Source organism: Aeromonas oralensis, assembly GCF_049665575.1.
Lineage (GTDB): Bacteria > Pseudomonadota > Gammaproteobacteria > Enterobacterales > Aeromonadaceae > Aeromonas > Aeromonas hydrophila.
This window is the reverse complement of record NZ_CP187186.1, coordinates 882,730-908,637: the sequence shown is the minus strand read 5'-3', so window position 1 is coordinate 908,637 and position 25,908 is coordinate 882,730. Positions and strand designations below refer to the sequence as shown.

General features: G+C 63.0%; 21 protein-coding genes and 3 pseudogenes. 14 read left to right on the top strand and 10 right to left on the bottom strand.

What is annotated here, in order from left to right:
• Positions 1 to 7: 7 nt before the first annotated feature.
• Positions 8 to 835, bottom strand: a complete 828-nt coding sequence (gene xapA / locus ACPDZI_RS04480; protein WP_146062062.1) for a xanthosine phosphorylase — start codon at positions 833 to 835, stop codon at positions 8 to 10.
• Between the two features lie 330 nt (positions 836 to 1,165).
• Between xapA and ACPDZI_RS04475 the strand changes: the two genes are divergently transcribed.
• Positions 1,166 to 2,104: a LysR family transcriptional regulator gene (locus ACPDZI_RS04475; RefSeq protein ID WP_276842024.1), complete on the top strand. Its 939-nt coding sequence runs from the start codon at positions 1,166 to 1,168 to the stop codon at positions 2,102 to 2,104.
• Between the two features lie 206 nt (positions 2,105 to 2,310).
• Positions 2,311 to 2,499 carry a hypothetical protein gene (locus tag ACPDZI_RS04470; protein ID WP_438834085.1) on the top strand — a complete coding sequence of 63 codons (189 nt, stop codon included), beginning with the start codon at positions 2,311 to 2,313 and terminating at the stop codon, positions 2,497 to 2,499.
• Positions 2,500 to 2,533: 34 nt separating this feature from the next.
• On the opposite strand, the gene ACPDZI_RS04465 is transcribed toward ACPDZI_RS04470, so the two are convergent.
• A complete protein-coding gene (locus ACPDZI_RS04465; protein ID WP_438834084.1) occupies positions 2,534 to 3,016 on the bottom strand; it encodes a hypothetical protein in 483 nt (160 codons plus the stop codon).
• Between the two features lie 181 nt (positions 3,017 to 3,197).
• Here ACPDZI_RS04465 and ACPDZI_RS04460 point away from each other — a divergent pair, with 181 nt between their 5' ends.
• Positions 3,198 to 4,052: a lytic transglycosylase domain-containing protein gene (locus tag ACPDZI_RS04460; protein ID WP_029303826.1), complete on the top strand. Its 855-nt coding sequence runs from the start codon at positions 3,198 to 3,200 to the stop codon at positions 4,050 to 4,052.
• Positions 4,053 to 4,160: 108 nt separating this feature from the next.
• The gene (gene mtnN / locus ACPDZI_RS04455) at positions 4,161 to 4,997 is read left to right on the top strand and encodes a 5'-methylthioadenosine/S-adenosylhomocysteine nucleosidase (RefSeq protein WP_438834083.1); all 837 of its coding nucleotides are present in this window, start codon (positions 4,161 to 4,163) and stop codon (positions 4,995 to 4,997) included.
• Between the two features lie 90 nt (positions 4,998 to 5,087).
• Here mtnN and ACPDZI_RS04450 read toward each other — a convergent pair whose 3' ends face one another.
• Complete coding sequence (locus tag ACPDZI_RS04450; protein ID WP_045528090.1) at positions 5,088 to 5,597, bottom strand: YgjV family protein; 510 nt, start codon at positions 5,595 to 5,597, stop codon at positions 5,088 to 5,090.
• 57 nt (positions 5,598 to 5,654) lie between these two features.
• Positions 5,655 to 6,230 carry a Crp/Fnr family transcriptional regulator gene (locus ACPDZI_RS04445; protein WP_438834082.1) on the bottom strand — a complete coding sequence of 192 codons (576 nt, stop codon included), beginning with the start codon at positions 6,228 to 6,230 and terminating at the stop codon, positions 5,655 to 5,657.
• Positions 6,231 to 6,471: 241 nt separating this feature from the next.
• Here ACPDZI_RS04445 and ettA point away from each other — a divergent pair, with 241 nt between their 5' ends.
• The 3 genes from ettA (at position 6,472) to ACPDZI_RS04430 (ending at position 10,249) form a co-directional block, all read left to right on the top strand.
• Positions 6,472 to 8,139 carry an energy-dependent translational throttle protein EttA gene (gene ettA, locus ACPDZI_RS04440; protein ID WP_207137051.1) on the top strand — a complete coding sequence of 556 codons (1,668 nt, stop codon included), beginning with the start codon at positions 6,472 to 6,474 and terminating at the stop codon, positions 8,137 to 8,139.
• Between the two features lie 163 nt (positions 8,140 to 8,302).
• Complete coding sequence (locus ACPDZI_RS04435) at positions 8,303 to 8,638, top strand: hypothetical protein (RefSeq protein WP_207137052.1); 336 nt, start codon at positions 8,303 to 8,305, stop codon at positions 8,636 to 8,638.
• 267 nt (positions 8,639 to 8,905) lie between these two features.
• Entirely contained in the window at positions 8,906 to 10,249 is a 1,344-nt protein-coding gene (locus ACPDZI_RS04430; RefSeq protein ID WP_202010752.1) for an NCS2 family permease, read from the top strand.
• A gap of 66 nt (positions 10,250 to 10,315) precedes the next feature.
• Here the strand turns inward: ACPDZI_RS04430 and ACPDZI_RS04425 are convergent.
• The 4 genes and pseudogenes from ACPDZI_RS04425 to ACPDZI_RS04410 all read right to left on the bottom strand — a co-directional run.
• Positions 10,316 to 11,275 (bottom strand): annotated as a pseudogene (locus tag ACPDZI_RS04425) (IS1595 family transposase); the annotation flags it as partial.
• A 92-nt stretch (positions 11,276 to 11,367) separates the two neighbouring features.
• The gene (djlA, locus tag ACPDZI_RS04420) at positions 11,368 to 12,198 is read right to left on the bottom strand and encodes a co-chaperone DjlA (RefSeq protein WP_168966386.1); all 831 of its coding nucleotides are present in this window, start codon (positions 12,196 to 12,198) and stop codon (positions 11,368 to 11,370) included.
• Positions 12,199 to 12,217: 19 nt separating this feature from the next.
• Entirely contained in the window at positions 12,218 to 12,886 is a 669-nt protein-coding gene (murU, locus tag ACPDZI_RS04415; RefSeq protein WP_438834081.1) for an N-acetylmuramate alpha-1-phosphate uridylyltransferase MurU, read from the bottom strand.
• Positions 12,883 to 13,893 (bottom strand): aminoglycoside phosphotransferase family protein, encoded by a 1,011-nt coding sequence (locus ACPDZI_RS04410; RefSeq protein WP_438834080.1) that lies wholly within the window; start codon positions 13,891 to 13,893, stop codon positions 12,883 to 12,885. Before ACPDZI_RS04410 ends, murU begins: the two co-directional genes overlap by 4 nt.
• 174 nt (positions 13,894 to 14,067) lie before the next feature.
• Here ACPDZI_RS04410 and lptD point away from each other — a divergent pair, with 174 nt between their 5' ends.
• From lptD to ACPDZI_RS04380, 6 genes and pseudogenes are all read left to right on the top strand, one after another.
• Positions 14,068 to 16,527 carry an LPS assembly protein LptD gene (gene lptD / locus ACPDZI_RS04405; protein ID WP_438834079.1) on the top strand — a complete coding sequence of 820 codons (2,460 nt, stop codon included), beginning with the start codon at positions 14,068 to 14,070 and terminating at the stop codon, positions 16,525 to 16,527.
• A 30-nt stretch (positions 16,528 to 16,557) separates the two neighbouring features.
• The gene (surA, locus tag ACPDZI_RS04400) at positions 16,558 to 17,856 is read left to right on the top strand and encodes a peptidylprolyl isomerase SurA (RefSeq protein ID WP_438834078.1); all 1,299 of its coding nucleotides are present in this window, start codon (positions 16,558 to 16,560) and stop codon (positions 17,854 to 17,856) included.
• Positions 17,856 to 18,836 (top strand): annotated as a pseudogene (pdxA, locus tag ACPDZI_RS04395) (4-hydroxythreonine-4-phosphate dehydrogenase PdxA); the annotation flags it as partial. The gene surA and the pseudogene pdxA, both read left to right, overlap by 1 nt.
• A gap of 3 nt (positions 18,837 to 18,839) precedes the next feature.
• Positions 18,840 to 19,667, top strand: coding sequence for a 16S rRNA (adenine(1518)-N(6)/adenine(1519)-N(6))-dimethyltransferase RsmA (rsmA, locus tag ACPDZI_RS04390; protein WP_044799293.1), 828 nt, complete (start codon positions 18,840 to 18,842; stop codon positions 19,665 to 19,667).
• A gap of 4 nt (positions 19,668 to 19,671) precedes the next feature.
• Positions 19,672 to 20,034 (top strand): Co2+/Mg2+ efflux protein ApaG, encoded by a 363-nt coding sequence (apaG, locus tag ACPDZI_RS04385; RefSeq protein WP_331413711.1) that lies wholly within the window; start codon positions 19,672 to 19,674, stop codon positions 20,032 to 20,034.
• A gap of 6 nt (positions 20,035 to 20,040) precedes the next feature.
• Positions 20,041 to 20,862 carry a symmetrical bis(5'-nucleosyl)-tetraphosphatase gene (locus ACPDZI_RS04380; RefSeq protein ID WP_011704877.1) on the top strand — a complete coding sequence of 274 codons (822 nt, stop codon included), beginning with the start codon at positions 20,041 to 20,043 and terminating at the stop codon, positions 20,860 to 20,862.
• Between the two features lie 159 nt (positions 20,863 to 21,021).
• Here the strand turns inward: ACPDZI_RS04380 and ACPDZI_RS04375 are convergent, their stop codons facing one another.
• Together ACPDZI_RS04375 and ACPDZI_RS04370 are read right to left on the bottom strand one after the other, a co-directional pair.
• Complete coding sequence (locus tag ACPDZI_RS04375) at positions 21,022 to 21,522, bottom strand: 2TM domain-containing protein (protein ID WP_017410311.1); 501 nt, start codon at positions 21,520 to 21,522, stop codon at positions 21,022 to 21,024.
• Between the two features lie 223 nt (positions 21,523 to 21,745).
• Positions 21,746 to 22,735, bottom strand: coding sequence for a luciferase-like monooxygenase (locus ACPDZI_RS04370; RefSeq protein ID WP_187268034.1), 990 nt, complete (start codon positions 22,733 to 22,735; stop codon positions 21,746 to 21,748).
• 155 nt (positions 22,736 to 22,890) lie between these two features.
• On the opposite strand from ACPDZI_RS04370, the pseudogene ACPDZI_RS04365 reads away from it, so the two are divergent.
• A pseudogene (locus ACPDZI_RS04365) lies at positions 22,891 to 25,862 on the top strand (HD domain-containing phosphohydrolase).
• The last annotated feature ends 46 nt before the right edge of the window (positions 25,863 to 25,908 follow it).

Here is a 25,908-nt window from a genome sequence, read left to right as displayed (position 1 = left end):
TCCCTGCTTACTGGAAGTGGTGCTTGATAAAGGCGTTGATGAGGCGGATGAAGTCCGTTTCCGCCAGCTTGGCGCACTTGAGGGTCTGCTCGTGGGAGAGCTGCACGTCGCCAAGCCCCTCCGCCATGTTGGTGATGGCGCAGATGGCCAGCACCGGCAGTGCGCAGTGGGCGGCACTGACCACTTCTGGCACCACCGACATCCCCACCACGTCGCCACCGATGATCTGCATCATGCGGATCTCGGCCGCGGTCTCGAAGCAGGGTCCGCTGTAGGAGACGAACACCCCCTGATTGACGGCGATCCCCTCCCGCTCAGCCAGCGCCAGCGCCTCGCTGCGCAATGCCTTGTCATAGGCATTGGCCAGGCTGAAGAAGCGCGGGCCGTAGACCTCGTCATTGGCGCCCGTCATGGGGGTGCCCGGCATGGTGTTGATGTGATCGTTGAAGATGACCAGGGAGCCGACCCCGATCCGCTCCGGGCGCAGCGAGCCGGCCGCGTTGGTCACCAGCAGCAGCTCGCAACCCAGCCGCTTGAAGGTGCGCACCGGGGTGGTCATCACCTTCATGGTTTCGTGTTCGTAGTAGTGGCCGCGCCCCTTCATGCAGACCACGTCCACCCCGTGCAGCTTGCCGAGCACCAGCTCGCCGCTGTGGCCGGCCACCGTGCTGACCGGGAAGCCATCCAGCTCCTCGTAGGGAATGGTGACCTTCTCCTCCAGCGCATCGGCCAGCACGCCGAGGCCGGAGCCCAGGATCATGGCGGCACGGGGGGCGAAACCCGGCTTGCGGGCGAGAATGGTGGCGACGGCGTTGAGTACCGGATCTTGTTGCATGAGCTGCACCTCTTGAGGCTGTAAATGGGACATGGCGCTCACTCTAGGGGAGGTATTGGGCGATAAAAATCGTTAAAATCGGCCTGACTATCCCAATTTTCAGCACAATTTCCCGCCGGGAAATGGCTGAAAACCAAAGGAAGCGGCATGAATGGCGCTGATTGGCACCGCTTTGCCGCCAACCTGATCCGGCACGGTCAAAACAGGCCGGCAAAGGTGTGAGCCGGATCGACCATCCGCCGCGCAGCGGCCCTGCTGCCGCCCGCACCGGCCGCGCAAACTTTGACGGGGATCGCACCCGGCCCTCAATCAGCCACCGAAGGAGGTCGCTTGCCCCTCGACAGTCACTGGCGCGATCGCGTCACCCTCAAGATGCTGCGCTACTTCCATGCGGTGGCCAGCCAGGGACACTTCAGCCGGGCCGCCCTGCAGCTCAATGTCTCCAAGTCACCGCTCAGCGCCCAGATCAAGGAACTCGAGTCCCTGCTGGGGCTGGCGCTGTTCGAGCGCCACACCCGCCAGGTGAGCCTCACCGCCACCGGCCGGCTGCTGCAGGCCGAGTGCGCCCTGCTGTTCGACGTGCTGGAAAGCGGCCTCAACCGGGTGGTGCAGGCGGGGCGCATGGAGCGCAACCAGATCCGCATCGGGCTGGTCAGCTCCATCTTCTGGGCCGGCTTTGGCGAGGTGATCCGCCAGTGTCACCAGCGCCACCCCGAGTTCGAGATCACCTTCACCGAGCTCTCCCCCGAGCGGCAGAAACAGGCGCTTTCGCGCAAGGAGATAGACCTCGGCCTCGCCCGCTTCGCCGACACCGTCAACATCCATCCGCTGCTGGCCGAAACCATCTATCGCGAGTCCATGGTGCTGGTGGTGTCGGACGAGCATCCGCTGCGGGATCGCAAGCTGGTCTCCCTGCCCGAGCTGGCGGGGGAGCCGTTCGTGCTGATGAGCCGCGCCAACTCCTCCTCTACCGACCTCATCATCAACGCCTGTCTGGTGGAGGGCTTCTACCCCCACCTCAACCAGGAGGTGGTCGAACCCAACACCCTGATGGCGGTGGTGGCCACCAGCCTGCAAGTGGCGCTGGTGCCGGCCAGCTACGCCCGCCAGAAGTGGCCCCACGTGCGCTTCATCCGGCTCGAGCAGGCGATCCCCGCCGATCTTTGCGTGCTTTACGCCCCGCCCGGCGACGGCCAGCCGGCCGCGGTGGCGATCCGCCACTTCATCGACACCATGAGCGCGCAGATGAACCGGCCGACTGCGGATTGATGAGTTAATCGGATGGCGCTTCGCCGCCTCCCCACTTAGGATGAGAATCTGGAGCGGATGGCGCTTCACTGCCTCCACTTCCGCCCTTAGGATGGGGATGTGAAGCGGATGGCGGTTTGCCGGGCACCGGCTGGGGTATACTGGCCACACTTGGTGCCACACGGGCATGCATCCGCGCCCTCACCATGATGAGAAGGAGTCATCTCATGATCCGTATTCTGCTGTTGCTGGGCGCCGCCTTGTCTGCCTACGGACTGCAACAGAGCCACACCCTGGTGCCGCTGCTGAGCCTGCTCGGCCTGCTCTCGCTCTGGGTAGTGAGCGAAATCCGCTTGATGTATCGTCAGCTGCCCGCCGCCGAGACGGACGAGCAGCCCTATCACCTCGACGTCTAAAGGGGTCAGCAAGGCCCCTCTCTTCTCTCCTTGTTTATGCCTGGTCAATTCCATGAAACCGACTCGTACCCTCTACTCTCTGCTGTTGCTGCTTGGCTGCCTGCACGGCGCCCCGCTGCAGGCCCGCACGCCCTGCCCGGCCGGTGATGACTGTCCGCCGGCGGACAATGGCCAGTGGCTCCCGGAACCGGGCAGTGATGCCAGTGCCGACGGCATGGACGATGCTGATGGTATTGATGGCGCTGATGGTGCCGATGGTGCCGATGGTGCCGATGGTGCCGATGGTGCCGATGGTGCCGATGGTGCCGATGGTGCCGATGGTGCCGATGGTGCCGATGGTGCCGATGGTGCCGATGGTGCCGATGGTGCCGATGGTGCCGATGGTGCCGATGGTGCCGATGGTGCCGATGGTGCCGATGGTGCCGATGGTGCCGATGGTGCCGATGGTGCCGATGGTGCCGATGGTGCCGATGGTGCCGATGGTGCCGATGGTGGCCAGGGGCAACTTATCTAGCAACCCCTTTGTTGGCGGCGACCCTTATGAGCCGTCGCCAACCCCTGCCGCATCAGCCTCCTTCATTGGTTCCATACCGTTTTGATCTCTGGATACCCGGATCCATAACAACAGGATCCACTGGATTAATGGCGGAGCAGGCCATGTTCCCCTATATCTTCTGTACCCCAACAGGAGAGAATCCATGTCGAGTTCCAGCGAAAACAGGCTGTTTTTGCTGCTTTTTTTATCGCTGTTGCTGGCCGGCACCGGGCAGGCAGCGGCGCAAAGCAGGGATTTCAGACAGGCGCCCAAGGCGCTCAGCGCACTGAAGAAAGGTCAGCAGGCACAGAGTCAGGGCAACCTGACCCAGGCCATCCACTTCTACTGCGCCGCAGCCACCACGGGTAACCCGGAAGGTTACTTTCGCATCGGCCGCCTGCTCGCCACCGGCCCGGGCTCGGTTCGCAACCCCCGCATGGCCAACGCCTACCTGGCCATGGCGATCCGCCTTGGCAACCAGCAGGCCGCCCGCTACTACAACAGCCGGGTCGGCAATGCCGTGATGGGGGATCAGTGCGGCAGCGGCGTCGGTGGATCCGGCGGCTACTTCGCCGCCATTCCCACCACCCCCTTCAATCTGGAGGCCTATCTGGCCCGCCAGTCGCCCGCCAAGCAGAAGCTGGCCACCATGCTGCGCCACGCCGCCAAGCGCCACCGCATCGACGAACGGCTGGTGCTGGCCATCGCCATCGCCGAATCCAACCTCGACAGCCGCGCCGTCTCCCCCAAGAATGCCCAGGGGCTGATGCAGCTCATCCCCGAGACCCAGCAGCGCTTTGGGGTGACCCGCCCCTTCGATCCGGAGCAGAACATCAAGGGCGGCGTGGCCTATCTCAAGTGGCTGCACACCCACTTCGACGGCAACTGGACCCTGATGTCGGCGGCCTACAACGCTGGCGAAAAATCGGTGGAGCAGTATGGCGGCATCCCCCCCTATCAGGAGACCCAGCAATATGTGCGGCGGGTGCTCTACTTCGCCGGCCACAAGCAGCCCTGAGCCAGGCTCACTGGCGGCCCGCTATTGACAAAAACCATACCCACATTTGCGCAATCGTTTGCCTTTCGGTAGGATCCGGCGCTTTCTCGCACGTTCTACAGGTAATCCATGAATTTCATCAAACGCTGCTCGCGCCTGCTCACCCTGTTTACCCTCTTCTCCTCCGCCGTCGTGGCGGCCAACTCGGCTCCCGCCCCCATCCTGATCCAGGGGGCGATGGATGTCGAAGTCGAGACCCTGGTGGCCGCCCTCAAGGACAAGCAAGAGCTGGCCGTGGGCGCCTGGACCTACTGGCAGGGCACCCTCTCGGGCTATCCGGTGGTCGTCTCCCGCACCGAGGTGGGGCTGGCCAATGCCGCCGCGGCAACCACCCTCGCCATGGAGCGCTTCCAGCCGCGCCTCGTCATCAATCAGGGCACGGCGGGCGGCCACGATCCGGCACTGCACCGGGGTGACATCGTCATCGGCACCAAGAGCTTCAACATGGGGGCCTACCGCAGTGATCTGACGCCCGCCGAGCAAGGCGTCGACCCGAGCAGATGGCACAACTTCGATGTCACCATGCGCCTGCGCGACAACGGCAAGCTGGTGGAACACACCGCCTTTGCCGGCGATCCCGAGCTGGTCGGCCGCGCCCTCGGCATGGCCGACCGTTATCGTCACGGTCGGGTGGTCCCCGGCATCATAGGCACCGCCGACGAGTGGAACCGCCAGGTCGCCCGCATCAACTGGCTGCATCAGACCTACAACACGGCAGCAGAAGAGATGGAGACCTCCTCCGCCGCCCTGGTAGCCGAGGCCTACAAGGTGCCCTTCGTGGGTATCCGGGTACTCTCCAACACCGATCTGCACGACGAGGAGTTCGATCCGCAGACCGCCATCCACTGCCAGCAGTTCGTCATCGATTACGCAAAGGCGCTCATCAACGGCTTCAACAAAGCCTGATAAGCCAGGGAGGCCGCCACTATGGCGGCCTCCCTACTTTGTAATCCCTATCAGGCAGGACTTGCCCCACGATTTCTCCCGCAGCCGATATCAACTCCCCGGACATGCCCTGCGCCCATAGTGGCGGTAGTAGCCCACCAGATTGCTGACCAGAAACAGCCCCTCCATCAGCGCCGCCACGGGCGACCCCACCAGCAGGTTGTTGGCCAGCCAACAGAGGGTACCCAGCAGCATCCAGCGCCGCAGCAGGCGATCATCCGGGCAAAACGCAGCCCGGGTTTGCAGCAGGCTGGCCAGCAACCCCAGCAAGGCGAGCGGTCCCTGATAGGTGGCGAGCACCGCGAGGCAGGACAACCCCATAAAAAGCCACATCAAGAGGCGACGCGTGGCCAGCATGCTGACCACGAAGCGCAGGCTCGCCAGCCAGAGCAGCAGGGCGGCCGACGCTTGTCCCAGCAGCGCGAAATGGGCGCCATTGAGGGCGCAGGAGAGCGCCAGGCAGGCCAGAATGGCCCGGCGCGTCCGCAGCTGAAACGACAGCAGATCCAGCAGCAGCGCCAGGCTCACCACCAGTTGTGACCACAAAAACAGCGACATCATCCCCACTCCAGGCCTGTGCGAGGGGCCCAGCATGGCGGGGATGGACGAAGCGCGGCATTAACCCGTGTTAATGCGCCGGCGGATCCGCGACAAGGTGACCGGGCTGATACCGATATAGTTGGCGAGCTGCACCTGAGTGAGCCGCGCCGGCCAGTGGGGGAAGGTGCGGCAGAGCTCCCGGTAGCGCTCTTCGGGGGAGTGGAGCAGCAAGAAGGCCTCCTTGCGCTCCTTGTAGCACAGCTGCTGGCGCAGCAGGGCCATGCAGACTGGTTGCCAGGCGGGCTGGTCCAGCAGGGCGAGCGGTACCCGCACCAGTTGCAGCGCCGTAACGGCCTCCAGCTGGTAGCGGGCAGGCGACCCGGTGAGCCAGCTGTCGTAGAGCAGACAGAGCTCCCCTTCGAAGTAGAACTCCTTGCAGCGCTCCTGCCCGTCCCGGGCGTAGTGACAGGCGCGGGCGATGCCTCGCTCGAGGTAGAAAGCCGACTCCTGTATCGCCCCCTGGGCCAGCAGCGGCTGACCCGGCTGCAAGGTCAAACGGGGCAGGCGGCCGGCAAGCGGCTCACCGATGACGGGTGACAGCCCCATGGCGGCGAGGGTGGCCGCCAGAGGCGGGGCTGAAGGCAGGCTGGTCATGCAAACTCCGGGGTAAACAGGGCCTTCATCATGCCAAGTTTGGCGGCCCGTTGCAGCAGGCTGTGATGGCCCCGGTAAAGGGGATGGCTGACCGGGTGCCACCTTTGCCCCCCCCTCGCCCATTGGTTTACAATCGACGGGTTTTTTGGAACCCGGTTGACCCGCGTCGACCTGGCCCCACCACGACATCAGTCTGTTAGTGCCAAGACATTAACCTGCTGAAAAGGAAGAGAATTAGCCAATGGCTCAATTTATTTACACCATGAACAGGGTCGGCAAGGTAGTGCCGCCCAAGCGTCATATTCTCAAGAACATCTCCCTCTCCTTCTTCCCGGGCGCCAAGATCGGCGTATTGGGTCTGAACGGCGCCGGTAAATCGACCCTGCTGCGCATCATGGCAGGCATTGATACCGAGATCGAAGGGGAAGCCCGTCCGCAGCCCGGCATCAAGATCGGCTACCTGCCGCAGGAGCCGAAGCTGGATCCGGAGCAGACCGTACGCGAAGCGGTCGAAGAGGCGGTCGGCGAAGTGAAACGCGCCATGGCCCGACTGGACGAGGTCTATGCGGCCTACGCCGACCCGGATGCGGATTTCGACAAGCTGGCCCGCGAACAGGGCGAGCTGGAAGCCATCATCCAGGCCCAGGGTGGCCACAACATGGAAAACCAGCTGGAGCGCGCGGCCGACGCACTGCGCCTGCCGGCCTGGGATGCCCAGATCAAGCACCTCTCCGGTGGTGAGCGCCGCCGGGTGGCGCTGTGCCGCCTGCTGCTGGAAAAACCGGACATGCTGCTGCTGGATGAACCGACCAACCACCTGGATGCAGAATCCGTGGCCTGGCTGGAGCGCTTCCTGCACGACTACGAGGGCACAGTCGTGGCCATCACCCACGACCGTTACTTCCTCGACAACGTGGCCGGCTGGATCCTGGAGCTGGACCGCGGCGAAGGGATCCCGTGGGAGGGCAACTACTCCTCCTGGCTGGAGCAAAAAGATGCCCGTCTGGCGCAAGAAGCCAGCACGGAAGCGGCTCGTCGCAAGTCTATCGAGAAAGAGCTGGAGTGGGTTCGCCAGAACCCGAAAGGCCGTCAGGCCAAATCCAAGGCCCGTATGGCTCGCTTCGAGGAGCTCAACACTAACGACTACCAGAAGCGCAACGAGACCAACGAGCTGTTCATTCCGCCCGGACCGCGCCTCGGCGACAAGGTGGTGGAGGTGGCAAACCTCTGCAAGTCCTACGGTGACCGCCAGCTGATCGACGATCTCTCCTTCTCCATTCCGAAGGGGGCCATCGTCGGCATCATCGGTCCGAACGGTGCCGGTAAATCGACCCTGTTCCGCATGATGTCGGGTCAAGAGCAGCCGGACTCAGGTTCCATCACTCTGGGTGAGACCGTGGTGCTGGCCTCGGTGGATCAGTTCCGCGACAGCATGAACGACAAGAAGACAGTGTTCGAGGAAGTCGCCGACGGCCAGGACATCCTGCGCATCGGCAACTACGAGTTCCCGAGCCGCGCCTACATAGGCCGCTTCAACTTCAAGGGCGCCGATCAGCAGAAGCGGGTTGGCGAGCTGTCCGGTGGTGAACGCGGCCGTCTGCACCTGGCCAAGCTGCTGCAGACCGGCGGCAACGTGCTGCTCTTGGATGAACCGACCAACGATCTGGACATCGAAACCCTGCGCGCCCTCGAGAACGCCCTGCTGGAGTTCCCGGGTTGCGCCATGGTCATCTCCCACGACCGCTGGTTCCTCGACCGCATCGCCACCCACATCCTGGACTACCAGGACGAGGGCAAGATCGCCTTCTTCGAGGGCAACTTCACCGAATACGAAGAGTGGAAGAAGAAGACCTACGGCGCCGAGGCCGTCCAGCCGCATCGCGCCAAGTACAAGCGCATCGCCAAGTAACAGGGCAAACAAGTGCGGCTTCTACATCAGCCGCATAGTTCCCACCACGACAAGCGAATCGCCAAGTAAACCGGTACATGCGACAAGGGGAGCCCAGGCTCCCCTTTCTTGTGCCCGATCGCTTACAATCCAAGACGGATACCTTATGCATGGATGTAGCAAGATGACGACCCAGCCCACCACAGAGAAGAAACTGACCATCCAGATCCGGGTCGAGCCCGGTTGCCTCGGGCCGGACGGCAAGGCGCACATCGAGACCTTCTGCGCTGCCGCCGCCAAGATCTTCGCCGCCGTGGAGCCGGAGCTGGTGAACTGGACCCTGCTGCCCCGCTATGACAAGCAGTTGCCGGAGCAGGAGTTTTTCATCGACGGCCGCAAGCTGACCGAGGAGCAGGCCAGCCTGTTTCTGCGCCGCCTGGGGCGGGAGCTGGGGGAAGTGCAGGATACTCTCGACTCCGTGCTGGCCCAGCTGGTGGAGCGCTACTTCAAGACCCTCTGAGATTTGCCCTCTCTGCGCCAAAAAGGTTCTCCGACGAGAACCTTTTTTGTTGGCGAAAAAGCAAACGTTTGAATTTTTACTCTATTCATTGATCCGCCTCGCAGATCCGGGGTTTGTAAACGGCGCCGCCTGTGTAAAAATGTGCGCGCTGTCACGGTATCAGGACGAGTCTGGTTGTTTAACCACCAGAAACAGGGCGTCACGCCCGCATGGATGGGACCGGCTCCACGCCTGCTGCTTATTTCACGTCACCTATTGGAATCCAACATGAATCAACCACACCAGGCCCCCACACAGGCCGCCGGGCAAGGATTGCTTGAGCGTCTGTTTGCCCTGAAGGGCCATGGCACCAACGCCCGCACCGAAGTGATCGCCGGCATCACCACCTTCCTGACCATGGTCTACATCGTCTTCGTCAACCCGCAGATCCTCTCTGCGGCCGGCATGGACACCCAGGCCGTGTTCGTCACCACCTGCCTCATCGCCGGTATCGGCAGCATCCTGATGGGTCTGCTCGCCAACCTGCCCATCGCGCTGGCACCGGCCATGGGCCTCAACGCCTTCTTCGCCTTCGTGGTGGTGGCCGGCATGGGCTACTCCTGGCAAGTGGGCATGGGCACCATCTTCTGGGGTGCCATGGGCCTGCTGATCCTCACCCTGCTGCGGGTGCGCTACTGGCTCATCGCCAACATTCCGCTCACCCTGCGGGTCGGCATCACCGCCGGCATCGGCCTGCTGATCGCCCTGCTCGGCCTGCACAACGCCGGCATCGTGGTCGCCAGCCCCGCTACCATGGTAACGGTGGGCAACCTCACCTCCCTGCCCTGCCTGCTGGGTCTGCTCGGCTTCTTCCTGATCTGCATCTTCTCCGCCCGCGGCGTCCACTCTGCCGTGCTGATCGCCATCGTGGTAACCACCACCCTGGGCTGGCTGTTTGGCGACGTCACTTTCAAGGGCTTCGTCTCCATGCCCCCCAGCATTGAGCCGGTGTTTGGCCAGCTGGACCTGATGGGCTCGCTCGACATCAGCCTGGCCGGGATCATTTTCTCCTTCATGCTGGTCAACCTGTTCGACTCCTCCGGCACCCTGATCGGCGTCACCAACCGTGCCAAGCTGGCCGATGACAAGGGGCACTTCCCGCGCATGAAGCAGGCCTTGCTGGTGGATAGCGCCAGCTCGGTCGGCGGCGCCTTCATGGGCACCTCCTCGGTCACCGCCTTCATCGAGAGCAGCTCCGGCGTCGCCGTCGGCGGCCGTACCGGCCTCACCGCCATCGTGGTCGGCCTGCTGTTCCTGCTGGCCATATTCTTCTCTCCGGTGGCCGCCATGGTGCCGGCCTACGCTGCAGCCGGCGCCCTCATCTACGTGGGCGTGCTGATGTGCTCCGAGCTGACCCGGGTGAAGTGGGAAGATCTGACCGAAGCGGTGCCGGCCTTCATGACCGCGGTCATGATGCCGTTCAGCTTCTCCATCACCGAGGGGATCGCCGTGGGCTTCATCTCCTACTGCGTGATGAAGGCGGGCACCGGCCGCTGGCGCGAGATCAACCCCTGCGTGCTGGTGGTGGCCCTGCTGTTCGTGCTCAAGTTCGTCTGGGTCGACAGCCACTAAGCCGCGACGCACAAACACAGCGCAAACAAAAATGCCCGTCAACGACGGGCATTTTTGTTTGCGCTGTGTCCCAATTACGTGTTGCATGGGGCGCCCCAGCGCCTCATGCAAGCAACATGAGATATTCACTTCCCGCCCATAGCGCTCCAACATCCTTCGCCAACCCAGATAATTCCTCAGATAGTGGGTCGCGACCCCATGGAACCGTTCCATCCACTCCTTCAATCGCCTGTGGTACCCGTTCACATGTTGGATGTGATATGCACCTACCACTCGCTCTCCCGCACGGTTGTGCACCACTTGGTGGGTCATGCCCTGCGACTTGCTGAAACTGGCATACACCCCAGCGCCATCGCTGCACAGGACGGCATCCGGGGCGATAAGCGGCTCAAGCACCGCCTTAACTGCCCTGGCATTCAGCTGCTCCAACTGGAAGTCAGCCAGGTGACCTGCTCTGTCTTGCACCACCATCACCGGGATGTAATCCGGCCCTGTGCCTCGGGTACAGCCTTTGCCTCCACGATGGCGGGCCGGGCGGGGCAATCCGCGCTGTCCTTTGAACGACGCTAAGAAGAAGGTCTCATCGACCTCGACGATACCCTCTTCCCGTACCGCCTGGTGGCTAGCCATGGCCTTCAGGAAGCGGTGGCGCCATAAAAAGGCGGTGTTTTTACCGACCCCACAGCGGAGCGCCGCCTGCCGGACGGTCAGACCTTCGATGAGGGCCTGAGCATAGTCTTCCCAGCATTGTGGCTTGCGAAGTCGGGCGAGAGGCGTGTTGGTGAGAACGGAACTGGTGCGCAAACACTGCTTGCAGCGATAACGGCGCAGCCCGCGAGACCAGCCCCAGGGAGCCAACTGTGTGGCCTCGGCCTGACAGTGAGGGCAGCATTGGCATGCGGGCAGTTGAGTGGCCAACGAGGTGATGGGGTGAGGGGTGGTGAGTTCATGTTGCGCGAGACGACGCTGACGCAAAGTGAGTAATGGGAAGAGGGACAGTAGGTGTTGAAAGGCTTGGGTATCCATGGTGGAGGCCCTCAAGGTGATGACCTACTTCAAGATTAGCCTTTCAACACATAACTGGGACAGAGCCTTTTTTATGGCTGACGAAGGGGCGCTCAGCGAATGCCGCGCGCTTCGCGGATCCACTCCCAGGCCTGCTGGATCTCCTGGGTCTTCTCCTTGGCCATCTCCATCATCTCCGGCGGCAAGCCCTTGGCGGCCAGCTTGTCTGGGTGATGCTTGCTCATCTCCTTGCGGTAGGCGCGCTTGATCTCCTGATCGCTGTCGCTCTCGCTCACCCCCAGCAGCTGGTAGGCATCCTTGAGCCGGTCACGGGAGGGTGCCTCCTGTCGGTACTGCTGTCCGCCGTGCCCGCCATCCTGATACTGGCCACCGTGCGCCCGGTTGAAGAAGTTCATCTGCGCCTCGGCCATCGCCAGAATGCGGGCCAGCTCGATGCGGCTGAAGCCCAGCTCCTCGGCGATGGTGTGCAAGATGGCACGCTCGTTGGCCTCGACCTTGCCATCGGCGAAGGCGGCCTGCAGCTGCACCTCGAGGAAGAAGCGCAGGATATCGCGCTGGCCCTGGCTGGCACGGCGAAACTCGGCCAAGGTCTCCCGCAGCGGGAAGTCCGCCTCCTTGCCCTGGCGGAACGACTCCTGGGCGCGAGCCCGCTGCTCGCCTGCCAGCCGCATCCGGTCCATCAGGTTGGAGGCGACCCGGATCTCCTGCTCGGTCACCTGGCCGCTCGCCTTGGCGATGTGGCCCATGACGGCGAAAGTGGCGTGGAAGAAGACTGCCTGTTGCTGCTGAGTAGGCGCGCGGCGAAAATTCAAGCCCATGCCACGGTCGAAACGGTGGCCGATCCAGAGGCCCAGCAGGGCACCGAAGATGTTGCCGAGCAGAAAACCGAAGAAGGCGCCAAGCACCTTACCCCAAATACGCATGGTTCAAGACCTCGTGAAATTAATGAGTGCGTCCTTGCAACTGATCGTCCAGCGCCTGCAGCCGCGCCACCGTGCCGATGTCGCGCCACTCGCCGGCCAACAGGCTGCCGCCCACCCGGCCTTGTGCCATCCAGTCGCGCAGCAGGGGCGCCAGCTTGCGCGCCCCCGGCGTGAGTCCGGCAAAGGCGGCAGGATCATAGAGCCCGACTCCGCTGAAGGTCAGCGCCGGGGTATCGACCACCCTGCCCGCCTGCAGCGCAAAGTCCCCTGCCGGATGCTGCGGCGGGTTGGGTACCAGCCAGAGGTGGGCCAGATCCGTGCCCAGTGGCTGGCTCACCAGGGTGCGATAGTCCAGATCGAGCCAGGTATCGCCGTTGATCACCAGAAACGGTTCAGCCCCCAGCAGTGGCAGCGCCTGAATGATGCCGCCGGCGGTTTCCAACGCGCTCTCCTCCGCCGACCAGTAAATCTGGACCCCGAACGCACTGCCGTCACCGAGCGCTTCCACCAGCTTGTGGCCGAGCCAGGCGTGGTTGATGACCAGGTCGGTCACACCGGCAGCCTTGAGCTTTTCGATATGGTGCACGATGAGCGGCTTGCCCCCCACCGCCAGCAGCGGCTTGGGCAGGCTGTCGGTGAGCGGGCGCATCCGCTCGCCGCGACCGGCGGCCAGGATCATCGCCTTCATGACGTTACTCCGCTGCGGGCCAGCCCGGGCAGCACCACCTGCGCCAGCCACTGGCCGAAGCGGGCCAGCACCGGGTAGCTCGCGCCATGGCTGTGGCAGACATCCACCACGTAGCCGAGGGTGCGGGGAATGTCCTTGAGGTAACCGGACTTGCCGTCGCGATGGTAGAGGCGGGTGAAGATGCCCGCCGCCTTGAGGTGACGCTGCATGCCGGTGAGATCAGCGGCGCGACGAAACGCGGCGTAATCGAGCTCGCCCAGCAGATTGGCCTGCTGCAGGGTCTCAAACCCGAGCCGCATGCCCTGCTCGATCACCGTGTCCGGCCAGCGCACGTAGCAGTCTTTCAGCAGCGAGACCAGGTCATAACTGAGCGGGCCTATGACCATGTCCTGGAAGTCGATGACCGCCAGCCGGCTGTCGGCCGGGGTCTCGCCACCGCACACCATCAGGTTGCGGCTGTGAAAATCCCGGTGCATCACCCCCTGTGGCTGGGCCAGGTTGTTTTCGGTGAGGCAAGAAAAGGTCTCGGCCAGCAACTGCTGCTCTTCATCGCTCAGGGTCAGTTGCAGATGGTGACCCAGCAGCCACTCGGGGAAAATGCTGTTCTCCCGCGCCATAAAGGCGGAATCAAAAGGCTCAAGGTCCAGTTCAACAGCGCCGAGACGGGGCAGCAGCGCGATGGCCTTGCCGTACCAGGTCAGCACGTTGTCTGCGTTCAGGCAGCCGATAAGCTGGGTGTCCCCCAGATCCGTCACCGCCAGCAGCCCCTGCTCATAGTCCACCGCCCGTACCTCGGGGGCCAGCAGACCACCGGCGTGCAGAGCCGAGGCATTACGGACAAACTCATGATTCTTTTCGGTTTTAGGATTGGCATCCACCCAGATCAGACCACCGCCACGGTGGTAGCGGCGAAAACTGGCGTCACCGGAAATGAGGGTCAACTGCAGGCTGGCATCACCGGAAATCCGGCGCGCCCAGTGCAACAAGAGGGAATCGCGATCGTGCATAAGTCGGGGACCAAATTGGAAAGCAGCACTTGGCTGTTAGCCCTGGCCGCAATAATGCTTTATCATTGCCGGCTAACATAAAGCAATGACATGCAATGTCAACTCGATGAATCCTGTCGTAAAATGCATGTCTTGAATCAGCCGTAGCTACCACGGATTGCGCGAGTCTTTCACATGACAAAACGGACACTGGGATACTCCTATCCCATCGCCCTGACCATCAGCCTTGTTCCAGCCCTGACCCCGGCCATCGTGCAGGCGGCGCCGCTGACGCCGCCGCCCGCCACCGGGATCCTGGACGGGCTCTGCTATGACTATGTCCCCAAGATTGAGAAGCTGGCGCCCGGCAAGGACGCCAACGCCCAACCCGTGGAAGTGGATGCCGATCGGCTCGAAGCCAAGCAGGGCGGCACCGCCGTCTACCAGGGCGACGTCAAGGTGCGCCAGGGCGTGCGCAAGTTCGATTCCGACTACGCCGAGCTCGATCAGAAGAGCCGGGACGTCATCGCCATCGGCAACATCTACTACAACGATGGCCAGATCACGGTCACCAGCGACAAGACCCTGAAATCCAACCTGGATACCAAGAACTCCGAGCTGGAAGAGGGCAAATATCAGGTGCATGGCTCGCCGGTGCGCGGCTCAGCCGACCGGGTCACCATGACCAACAACAACCAGAACATCACCCTGGAAGGAGCCCAGTACACCACCTGCCCACCGGGTCAGGAAGTGTGGACCCTGAAGGCGGGCAGCATCGACATCGATCAGACCGAGGTGTTCGGGGAGGCCTGGAACGCCAGTCTCTGGCTCTACGACTACCCGGTGTTCTACTTCCCGTACATCAACTTCCCCATCAAGGATGAACGCAAGACGGGCCTGCTCTACCCGGGTTATACCCAGAGCTCCAAGAACGGCATGGACATCACCCAGCCGTTCTACTGGAACATAGCCCCCAACTACGATGCCACCATCACCTCCCGCTTCATGGACAGACGGGGCCTGATGGAGCAGGTCGAGTTCCGCTACATGCCGGATCCGGCCCATGTCGGCAGCCTCTATTTCGAGAACCTGGCCAACGACAAGCAGTACGACGAGACGCCGAGTCTCAACGATTACCTCTCCGATGGTCATCGCTACCTGTTGAACGCCCGTCATACCTCCATGTTCATGGACAATGCGATGCGGGTCTCGGTGGACTACACCAAGGTGCGGGATCGGGATTACAACTACTTCAACGACTTCTCCCCCAAGGTGGGCACCCAGGTCGACAACCAGTTGCAGCAATCTCTGATGGCCGGTTACTTCCAGCCCAACTGGAACATCAACACCGAGGTGCGCACCTACCAGATCCTGCTGGCCAGCGCCCAGCAGCCCCACGAGCTGATGCCGCGCATCGACCACAACTATTACCAGCAAGGCAGCTGGTACGATCTCGCCTGGAACACCGAAATCACCAAGTTCGGTTACAACAATGCCCAGGCAATCGAGCAGAACAAGGGCGGCGCCTACACCGGCACCCGGGTCTACACGGCCCCGACCCTGACCATGCCGCTCATTGACGAGGCCGGTTACTACCTCGACAGCCAGTACAAGCTGATGTACACCCGTTACGATCAGGAAGTGCCGGACAACATGAGCCAAGCCTTCCGTGACAAATTTGATCCCAGCTCCAAAGGTGTTAACACAGGAACAGGCAAACAAGAAAACGTCACTCTGGACGAAGGGATCATCACCCGCACCCTACCCTCCTTCCGTCTCAAGGGCGGCATGACCTTCGAGCGCAACCAGAACTGGTTTGGCGGCGATGCCAACCAGACCCTGGAGCCGGAGTTCCAGTACCTCTATGTGCCCTACAAGGATCAGGACAACATAGGCGTCTATGACTCCACCAGCATGCGTCAGGATTACTACAGCCTGTTCAGCGACCGCCGCTACGCCGGTCTGGATCGCATCAGCGACTCCAACCGCCTGTCAGTCGGTGTCACCAGCCGGGTATATGATGACGCTGGTGATGAACGAATTCGGCTGGCCATTGCCCAAGCTTTCGATTTTGTTGCGCCCAGGGTCAAGCTCTACCCCAGCGATGCTCTGACCACCAACACTCGCTCCCCGCTCTCCTTCGAGGGGGATGCCAAGATCAACGAGCAGTGGTTTGCCCATGCCGGCGCGCAATATGATGTGGACCAGAGCCGCTTCAGCTCTGCCAACAGCGCCGTCGAGTATCGCCGCGAGAAGCTGATCAGCCAACTGAATCATCGTTTCGTGCGCGATGCCAACCTTGTGCCGAACACCAATAACGAGGTCACCGATCTCAACCAGATCGGCCTGCTGTTGACCACCCCGCTCAACGATCAGTGGCACCTGTACGGGGGTTACTATCAGGAGCTGAATCAGAGCGTGAAGTCTGATCGCAAGGTAGGCCTGAAGTACGACTCCTGCTGTTGGAGCATCAACTTCAACCTGGAGTGGGTCAATACGCCCAACAACGTGAACAATACATCCACAGCCGAGCGCAGTTTCGGTATTCAGTTTGAAATGAAAGGATTGGGTAGCGTGGGTACCGGCTCCAAGGGCACCTCCCTGGACACCGAAGCACTGCCTTACATTCGTCCGTTTAACCTGCGAGACCAATAAGCGGTCTGGCAAACGCCTTGAGAGATGGATATGAAGAAGACGTTGATTTCCCTGCTGACTGCAGGCCTGTTCGGAGCCATGAGCCAGGGTGCCTTCGCCGCCCCCGAACTGATGGACAAGGTGCTTGCCGTGGTCAACAAGGACGTGGTGCTGGCCAGCCAGCAGGAAGCCCTGGTGCAGAAGGTGAAAGCCTCTGCCCAGGAGAGCGGCCAGTCCCTGCCCGATGACGCCACCCTGCGCAAACAGGCGCTGGATCGGCTGATCCAGGAGAGCCTGCAGCTGCAACTGGCGGATCGTCAGGGCCTCAAGATCAGCGATACCCAGCTGGAGCAGGCTATCCAGAGCATCGCCGCCGACAACAAGATGACCCTGGATCAGCTGCGGGCCCAGCTGGCCCGTGAAGGGTTGACCTATGCCCAGTATCGGGAAGAGGTGCGCCGCGAGATCCTGATGAACGAGGTGCGCCGCAATCAGGTGCGCCGCCGCATCAACATCTCCGAGCAGGAGGTGAAGCAGGTGGTCGACATCCTCGCCAAGCAGGGTCAGCAACAGCAGCAATACCATGTCGGTCACATCCAGGTTGCCCTGCCGGACAACCCGAGTGCCGAGCAGCTTAACGCCGCCAAGAGCAAGATTGAACGCATCCTGACAGCCCTCAAGCAGGGCGCCGACTTCCGCAAGATGGCCATTGCCGAGAGCAGCGGACCCAAGGCGCTGGAAGGGGGTGACTGGGGCTGGATGAGCCCGCAGGAGATGCCGACCCTGATGGCCGAGGCGGTGCAAGGCACCAAGAAGGGCGACATCATCGGACCGCTGCGTTCTGGTGCCGGCCTGCACATCATCAAGGTGTTCGACACCAAGGGCCAGCAGCAGGTCGTGCAGACCGAAGTGCGCGCCCGCCACATCCTGATCAAGCCCTCCATCATCCTGAGCGAAGAAAAAGCCAAGGGCATGCTGGACGGCATCCTGCACAACATTAAGAGCGGCAAGGCCAGCTTTGCCAGCCTGGCGGAGAAGTACTCCGAAGATCCGGGTTCTGCGGTGCAGGGTGGCGAGCTGGGCTGGTCCGATCCCAACGTCTATGTGCCGGAGTTCCGCGACATGGTCAACCGCCTGCAACCGGGCCAGATCAGCGAACCCTTCCGCACCACACACGGCTGGCACATCGTCCAGCTGGAAGAGCGCCGCAGCCAGGATGCCACCAACAAGGCCCAGGAGCAGCGCGCCTATCAGCTGATCTACAACCGTCGCTTCACCGAAGAGTCCCAGGCCTGGCTGGACGAGCTGCGTGACGAGGCCTACATCCAGATCGAAGGCGCCGGCAGCTGATGAGTTGTCGTCGTCTCGCCATCACCCCGGGTGAACCGGCCGGGATCGGTCCGGATCTGGTGCTGCAGATTGCCCAGCAGGATTGGCCGCACCAGCTGGTGGTGATCGCCGATCCGGCGCTGCTGCGCGAGCGGGCCGCCCTGCTGGGGCTGCCCGTCGAGCTGCAGCCCTATGATGCCGACCAGCCAGCCCGCCCGCAGCGGGCGGGCACCCTCACCGTCTGTCCGGTTCCCCTCGGCGCCGCCGTGGTGCCGGGCATGCTCGACGAGGGCAACGGCGCCTACGTGCTGGCCACCCTGCAGCGCGCCTGCGACGGCAACATGAGCGGCGAATTTGCCGCCGTGGTGACCGGGCCGGTGCACAAGGGGATCATCAACCAGGCTGGCGTCTCGTTCAGCGGTCACACCGAGTTCTTCGCCCAGCAGTCGGGCACCGCCGACGTGGTGATGCTGCTGGCGACCGAGGGACTACGGGTCGCGCTGGCGACCACCCACATTCCGCTGGCCTATGTGGCGATGGCCATCACCGAGGATCGGCTCGGCAAGGTGATCCGCATCCTGGATGCGGATCTCAAGAGCAAATTCGGCATCGCCACCCCCCGCATTTACGTCTGCGGCCTCAATCCCCACGCCGGGGAAGGCGGCCATCTCGGCCGTGAAGAGATTGACGTGATCGAACCCGCCCTGGCAGGCCTTCGCCAGGAGGGAATTGATCTGGTCGGCCCGTTGCCGGCCGATACCCTGTTCCAGGACAAATACCTCAAGGATGCGGATGCGGTACTCGCCATGTACCACGACCAGGGGCTGCCCGTGCTCAAATACAAGGGCTTCGGCAGTTCGGTCAATATCACCCTTGGACTTCCTTTCATCCGCACTTCGGTGGATCACGGCACCGCACTGGATCTGGCAGGCAAGGGCCTCGCCGACTCGGGCAGCCTGATCACCGCGATCAACCACGCCATCAAGATGGTAGAGAAAAAAGATATGAGCAGTAAGGTGCAGAGCAACAAGGTGCACATGGGCCACACCGCCCGTAAGCGTTTCGGTCAGAACTTCTTGCACGATCGCTACGTGATCGATCAGATCGTCGCCGCCATCAATCCGCAGCCGGGTCAGAACCTGGTGGAGATCGGCCCGGGTCTGGCCGCGCTGACCGAGCCGGTCGCCTCCCAGATGGACAAGATGACCGTGGTCGAGCTGGACCGGGATCTGGCGGCGCGTCTGCGCGAGCACCCGACCCTAAAGGACAAGCTGACCGTCATCGAGGCAGATGCCATGCGCTTCGACTTCGGTACCCTGATGGGGGAAGGCAAGGGACCGCTGCGCATCTTCGGCAACCTGCCCTACAACATCTCCACCCCGCTCATCTTCCACCTGTGCGAGTTCGCCGACCGGGTAGAGGACATGCACTTCATGCTGCAAAAGGAAGTGGTCCTGCGTCTGGCCGCCGGCCCCGGCAGCAAGGCTTACGGCCGGCTGAGCGTGATGACCCAGTACTACTGTCAGGTAGTGCCTGTGCTGGAAGTGGGCCCGGGCGCCTTCAAGCCAGCACCGAAGGTGGATTCCGCCGTGGTGCGTCTGATCCCGCACAAGAACCCGACCATCGTCGCGAAAGACATTCGTTGCCTGAACCGGGTCTGCACCGAGGGCTTCGGCCAGCGTCGCAAGACCATTCGCAACAGCTTCTCCAACTTCATCACGGACGCCCAGCTGACCGAGCTTGGTATCGATGGCAACCTGCGCCCGGAGAATCTCTCCCTCGAGCAGTTCGTCATGATCGCCAACTGGCTGGCAGATCAGCAACAGGCCTGATCCCGTGGCCACTCCGCACATCGTGATCCGCCCATACCCCCGTTATGTGGCGAATTCCAAAGACCCTTACCAGTTCCACTATCTCATCGAGATCGAGAACCTGGGGCCGGGCCCGGCGCAGCTGCTGCACCGGCGCTGGCTCATCACCGATGCCAATGGCAAGATGCTGGAAGTCGAAGGCCCCGGCGTGGTCGGCGAGCAGCCGGTGATCGCAGAGGGAGAGACCTTCAGCTATCAAAGCGGCGTGCCGCTGGCCACCCCGCTTGGGGTGATGGAAGGGAGTTATACCCTGCAAGACGAGTCGGGGCAGCAATTCGAGGCGCCCATCGCGCCCTTTACGCTGGCCGTCCCCCACATTATCAACTGAGGTTTCATGGCGAACTGTTTTGTTGGCGATATCCAGGGCTGTTACGACGACTTGCGCCGTCTGCTGGATCTGGCCGAGTTCGATCCCGCTAACGACGTACTCTGGCTGTGCGGCGATCTGGTCGCCCGCGGCCCGGACTCTCTCAATACCCTGCGCTTCGTCAAGGGGCTGGGCAACCGGGCTGTCACCGTGCTCGGCAACCACGATCTGCACCTGCTGGCGGTCGCCGATGGCGTCGCCCCGCTCAAGAAGAAGGACAAGCTGCAGGAGCTGATGGAAGCACCGGACCGGGACGAGCTGCTGGAGTGGCTGCGCCACCGTCCACTGCTGGCGGAGCACCCGGACCTGCCCATCATGATGGTGCATGCCGGCATCTCCCCGGCGTGGGACGCCCGCACCGCCCGCAACTGCGCCCGCGAGGTGGAGAGCCTGCTGCGCGGCGATCAGTACCAGTGGCTGCTGCACAACATGTATGGCGATCAGCCGGATGGCTGGCAGGACGATCTGGTCGGGATCGAGCGCTACCGCTACATCATCAACACCTTCACCCGGATGCGCTTCTGCTATTTCGACGGCCGGCTCGACTTCAAATGCAAGAAGGGCCCCAAAGAGTCGACCCCGGGCCTGCGCCCCTGGTTCGAGCAGCGCGAGCACCATGTGGATGACCCCATCCTGGTGTTCGGCCACTGGGCAGCCCTGATGGGCAACACCGGCAAGCAGGATATCAAGGCGCTCGACACCGGCTGTGTCTGGGGCAACAGCCTCACCCTGTGGCGCTATGAAGATGATGCCCTGATCGCCACCCCCTGTCCCACTTACGCAAAGTGACGATAAGAGGACTGCATCTGAGCAATCAGGGCCTCACCCGGTGGCACTATGAAGATGACGCGCGGCTCGTCACTCACAGTCCTGCCAACGCCAGGTAGACTGCAAAACAAAACGGGCCCGGCATTGCCGGGCCCGTTTTATTATGGTGCATCACTCACCCTAGAGCTTGCGCCCCAACCGCTTCTCGATCTGCTGCCGCTCCCACTCGGGGCCGAACAGCTTGAACGGCTGGAACAGATTGATGGCATGGGAGATCAGTCCGAGCCCCCAACCGAGCGCCGGCCACCAAGCCCAGATATAGCCCGGGTTGCTCAGGTAGTTGATGACAAACAGCCCGCAAATCACCAGCAGGTAGCTGGCGATGTGGTAATAGAAGCCCTTGAGCCCCTCCACATAACGCATGGCGGCCCGCTCCTCTACCGATACTCGTATCTCATCCCGTTCCATCGTGTCACTCCCTCTCATCTCGTGCTCCTGTTGGCTTGTACCGTCAAGTTGCGCCACTTCAAGCTCAAAGACGGCAGCCAGGGCCTTGAGGGATTCCAGTCCGGGCTGCTGACCCTGCTCGATCCGCTGAATGGTGCGAACGCTCAGGCCGGTAAAGGCGGCCAACTGCTCCTGTGACCAGCCCCGCTGCAATCTCAACTTCCTGACGATCATCTCGAACTCCTTGTGGTTGATTGACGGGGCCAGCATAGGGGCCGGCGGGTGCCATGCACCACGACAGTGCCCTGACACCAACCTGACTTTCCTTTGGATTCAGTGCATTAGATAAAAGAGAGTGCTCAAAAAACCAGCCTTCCCTCCCCACGACGCCCCACCTGACAGCAGGACGACAGAGGTGCTTTGTGCAAGATAGCGCCTTGGTATCGAGCAGGCGAGCTTATAACTCCTGCATCAACTCGGCGGCAATCTCGAAAGAGCGCAGACGAGCCTGATGATCGACGATGGGACCGTTGAACATCAGCTCGTCGGCCCGGGTTTCCGCCAGCAGCGCCTTGAGGCCGTGACGCACCTGGTCCGGGTTGCCCACCAGCGAACGGGCCAGGGTCTGCTCCATGGCCAGCAGCTCGCGCTCCGACCACTCCTCTCCCAGCTCGATGACGGGGGCCGGCAACTTGCCTGCGTTACCCCGATGCAGGCGCAGGAACTGCTGCTGCAGGGTGGTGAACTGGAAGCGCGCCTCCCGTTCGCTGTCGGCGGCGATCATGTTGATGCAGACCACCGCATGGGGCTTGGGCCAGCGGGCGGAAGGGCGATACTGGGCGCGGTAGATCTCCAGAGCCTGCAACAGCATGGCGGGGGCGAAGTGGGAGGCAAAGCCGAACGGCAGCCCCATGGCCGCCGCCAGCTGGGCGCTGTAGAGGCTGGAACCCAGTAGCCAGATGGGCAGATGCAGCCCCTGCCCCGGTACCGCCTGCACCGCCCCCACCTCGTCGCCAAAGTAATCCATCAGCTCGCGCACATCGGCAGGGAAGTCATCCACCTCACCGCTGCGCTGGCGTCTGAGCGCCCGCATGGTGCGCTGATCGGTACCCGGTGCACGGCCAAGCCCGAGATCGATGCGGTCCGGATAGAGCGAAGCCAAAGTGCCGAACTGCTCGGCGATGACCAACGGCGAGTGGTTCGGCAGCATGATGCCGCCCGCCCCGATGCGCAGGGTATTGGTGCCGCCGGCCAGATGACCGATCAGCACCGAGGTGGCGGCGCTGGCGATGCCCGGCATGTTGTGGTGCTCGGCCAGCCAGTAGCGGCAATAGCCCAGGCGTTCGGCATGACGAGCCAGTTCCAGCGAGCGGCGAAACGACTCGGCCGGCTGGGAGCCTTCGGCCACGGGCACCAGATCGAGTACGGAATAGGGGATGGCAGACATGGGTCACTCCATTGATTCACAGACCAGTAACAAGTGGGGCAATGTAGCACGGGATACCTGAATGAATCACGTGATCAGCCGGCAAAATTGGCCAGAGCGAGCGCCGATAGCCCCGGCAGGCACCGTTTCCGTCAGCCACATCCCGATATCCATGAATGGGTTATTGTGTTTTCTGTCATCCTGTTGGCACACTGCAAGCTGATCGTCTCTGCAACCGCCCGTGTGACAAGGATGTGTCCATGACAACTGCCAGGCCAGGTCGTAAACCCTTCTACGTGCATATCGCCACCCTCTTCATCCTGCTATTTACTCTGCTCGGCAGCGCTCTCATCGCCTTGCAGTTCCAGCAAGGGGCGCGCCAGGGTTTGGAACATGAGCGACAGAACTTCCTACAGTATCGCCAGCAGCTGGCCCTCGCCCTGCAACTGAACGAGCGGCCGGCCCGCATGTCGCTCAGCCTGTTGCGCAGCGGCCAGCTGGCCGCCATGACCACGCTGACCGAACGCCTGGCCTATCTGCCGCAACTGGCCGAGGTGCTGGCCAACAGCCCCAGCTATGGGGCCGTCTACGCCGGCTACGAGGATAGCGACTTCTTTCTGGTGCGCAAGCTGACCGAGCGGGCCAGAGCCCAGCTGGGCGGCGTACCGGCCGCCAGTACCCTGCTGGTGCAGAGCCTCAGCCAGGGCAAGGGGGAATTTCTCTATTTCGATCAACGGCTGACCCTGCTCGAGCGCCGCCCCATGCCGAACTACCGCTACGATCCCCGCAGCCGCGACTGGTACAAGCAGGCCCGCTGGCGCGCGGGGATCGCTACCACCAGTCCCTATCTCTTCTTCACCACCAAGGAGCCGGGCATGACGCTGGCGGTGGAGAGCGACGACCGGCGCGCCGTGATCGGGCTCGACACCAGCGTCGAGGGGTTGTCGGCCCTGATCGGCAAGCTGCAGCTGCCCGCCCAGAGCCAGGTGATCCTGTTCGATGAGTACGCCACCCTGCTCGCCGCCGATCCCAGACACCTGCCCAGCTTCGAGCAGCTGAGCCAGCTGCCCATGCTGGCGACTTTGCCCCATCCGGCCCTGCCGGATCTGCAGCAGCGGATCATCAGCCAGCCCACCCTGCTGAGCGAGCCGGCGGAGCTCAACCTGACCGCCGCCGATGGCAGCTCCTGGCTGGTCAACCTCTCCCCCCTCGGGACCGACTCCCCCTTCCATATCGCCCTGCTGGTCTCGGCCGACCTGCTCTATCAACAGGTCCGGGACGAGGCCCTGGTCAACCTGGGCTGGGCACTGGCGGGCCTGCTGTTGCTGCTGCCGGTGATCTGGCTGGTTTCGCGACGCACCGCCACCCCGCTGCTGGCGCTCACCCAGGAGGCTGAGCGGATCCAGCACTTCGATTTCGGCGAGAGCCGGGTCCCCGAGTCGGCCATCCGCGAGATCGACGATCTGGCCCGCACCATGTCCGGCATGCGGCTGACCCTCGGCAACTTCATGAACATGGGGCGGGCGCTGGCGGCCGAACACCGCTTCGACTCCCTGCTCAGCCGCATCCTGCACGAGACCATCGCCGCGGTGCAGGCCGAAGGGGGTGCCTCTACCTGGCCCAGGAGCGGGGCATGGTGGCGGTACAGGCGCTGTGGCGCAAGGCGCCGCTGCCGGCCGGACAGATCCGCTGGCAGCAGACCCTGTTTGGCGAGCTGGCCCGGGACGAGCGGCTCAGCCTCGCCATCGACCAGAGTGGCTGGCAGCAGTATCTGGCCGACTGGGGCCCCTTCCCCGGCCCCTGCCAGCTGGTGGCCGAGCCACTGCGCAACCATCGCCAGGAGCTGAGCGGCTGCCTGCTGCTGATCCTGCCTGACTGCCCGGCCCGCGAGTTGGCCTCGCGCATCAGCCTGATCGAGGCGCTGGCGGGCACCTCGGCCTCCGCCATCGAGAACCAGCGCCTGCTGGAGGAGCAGAAACAGCTGCTGGAATCCTTCATAGAGCTGATGGCCGGTGCCATCGACGCCAAGAGCCCCTACACCGGTGGCCACTGCCAGCGGGTGCCGGAGCTGACCCGGATGCTGACCGAAGCCGCCTGCGCCCAGCAGCAGGGGCCGTTCGCCGAGTTTCGGCTCAACGAGGAGGAGTGGGAGGCCATCCATATCGCCAGCTGGCTGCACGACTGTGGCAAGGTGACTACCCCCGAATTCGTGGTGGACAAGGCCACCAAGCTGGAGACCCTCTACGACCGGATCCACGAGATCCGCACCCGCTTCGAGGTGCTCAAACGCGACGGCTACATAGAGGCGCTGGCGGCCCGCCTGCCGGCATCGGAGCGGGAAGCGGCCAGGAGCGAGGTGGCTCCGCTCTGGAGCACCCTGGATCAGGAGTTCGCCTTCGTCGCCGAGTGCAACCTGGGTGGTGAGTGGATGGCGCCGGAGAAGCTGGCCAGGCTGGATGCCATCGCCAGCCGTACCTGGCTGCGCACCCTGGACGATCGGCTGGGCATCAGCCGGGAGGAGCTCAAGCTGCGCCAGGGCGAGCCGGCCGCGCCGCTGCCCTGCGTCGAACCCCTGCTGGCGGACAAGGCAGCCCACCTCATCCCCCGCCCCGCTCACGATCAGCTGGACGAGCGCAACCCATGGGGCTTCAAGGTGCGAGTGCCCACTCACCTCTACAACCGTGGCGAGCGCTACAACCTCGCCATCAGTCGCGGCACCCTCACCGAGGAGGAGCGCTACAAGATCAACGAGCACATCATCCAGACCATCCGCATGCTCGAGCGTCTCCCCTTCCCCCGCCATCTGCGCAGCGTGCCCGAGATTGCCGGCGGCCACCACGAACGAATGGACGGCAAGGGCTATCCGCGCCAGCTGCTGGGCAGCCAGATGAGCATCCCCGCCCGCATCATGGCCATCGCCGACATCTTCGAGGCGCTGACCGCCAGCGATCGCCCCTACAAATCGGGCAAGACGGTCTCCCAGTCGCTGGCCATCATGCAGAGCATGGTGCGCGAGCAGCACATCGATCCCGCCCTGTTCGCCCTGTTTGTCAGCAGCGGCATCTGGCGCGACTATGCCGTGCGCTTCCTCGCCCCCGAACAGCTGGATCCCGTGGATGAAACCGCCCTGCTGGCCGCACTGGCCTAGGCCGGGTCATATTTTCTTACATTTGCGGGCTGGCCTGAACGCCCCC

What these genes read in the sequence shown, in the direction of transcription:
- djlA (WP_168966386.1), bottom strand. Translation starts at nt 12,198, where the DNA reads ATGCGTATTTGGGGTAAGGTGCTTGGCGCCTTCTTCGGTTTTCTGCTC.
- xapA (WP_146062062.1), bottom strand. Translation starts at nt 835, where the DNA reads ATGCAACAAGATCCGGTACTCAACGCCGTCGCCACCATTCTCGCCCGC.
- ACPDZI_RS04460 (WP_029303826.1), top strand. Translation starts at nt 3,198, where the DNA reads ATGTCGAGTTCCAGCGAAAACAGGCTGTTTTTGCTGCTTTTTTTATCG.
- lptD (WP_438834079.1), top strand. Translation starts at nt 14,068, where the DNA reads ATGACAAAACGGACACTGGGATACTCCTATCCCATCGCCCTGACCATC.
- ACPDZI_RS04370 (WP_187268034.1), bottom strand. Translation starts at nt 22,735, where the DNA reads ATGTCTGCCATCCCCTATTCCGTACTCGATCTGGTGCCCGTGGCCGAA.
- rsmA (WP_044799293.1), top strand. Translation starts at nt 18,840, where the DNA reads ATGAGCAGTAAGGTGCAGAGCAACAAGGTGCACATGGGCCACACCGCC.
- ACPDZI_RS04410 (WP_438834080.1), bottom strand. Translation starts at nt 13,893, where the DNA reads ATGCACGATCGCGATTCCCTCTTGTTGCACTGGGCGCGCCGGATTTCC.
- ACPDZI_RS04445 (WP_438834082.1), bottom strand. Translation starts at nt 6,230, where the DNA reads ATGACCAGCCTGCCTTCAGCCCCGCCTCTGGCGGCCACCCTCGCCGCC.
- ACPDZI_RS04450 (WP_045528090.1), bottom strand. Translation starts at nt 5,597, where the DNA reads ATGATGTCGCTGTTTTTGTGGTCACAACTGGTGGTGAGCCTGGCGCTG.
- ACPDZI_RS04375 (WP_017410311.1), bottom strand. Translation starts at nt 21,522, where the DNA reads ATGATCGTCAGGAAGTTGAGATTGCAGCGGGGCTGGTCACAGGAGCAG.
- ACPDZI_RS04435 (WP_207137052.1), top strand. Translation starts at nt 8,303, where the DNA reads ATGACGACCCAGCCCACCACAGAGAAGAAACTGACCATCCAGATCCGG.
- ettA (WP_207137051.1), top strand. Translation starts at nt 6,472, where the DNA reads ATGGCTCAATTTATTTACACCATGAACAGGGTCGGCAAGGTAGTGCCG.
- murU (WP_438834081.1), bottom strand. Translation starts at nt 12,886, where the DNA reads ATGAAGGCGATGATCCTGGCCGCCGGTCGCGGCGAGCGGATGCGCCCG.
- surA (WP_438834078.1), top strand. Translation starts at nt 16,558, where the DNA reads ATGAAGAAGACGTTGATTTCCCTGCTGACTGCAGGCCTGTTCGGAGCC.
- ACPDZI_RS04470 (WP_438834085.1), top strand. Translation starts at nt 2,311, where the DNA reads ATGATCCGTATTCTGCTGTTGCTGGGCGCCGCCTTGTCTGCCTACGGA.
- ACPDZI_RS04380 (WP_011704877.1), top strand. Translation starts at nt 20,041, where the DNA reads ATGGCGAACTGTTTTGTTGGCGATATCCAGGGCTGTTACGACGACTTG.
- ACPDZI_RS04430 (WP_202010752.1), top strand. Translation starts at nt 8,906, where the DNA reads ATGAATCAACCACACCAGGCCCCCACACAGGCCGCCGGGCAAGGATTG.
- mtnN (WP_438834083.1), top strand. Translation starts at nt 4,161, where the DNA reads ATGAATTTCATCAAACGCTGCTCGCGCCTGCTCACCCTGTTTACCCTC.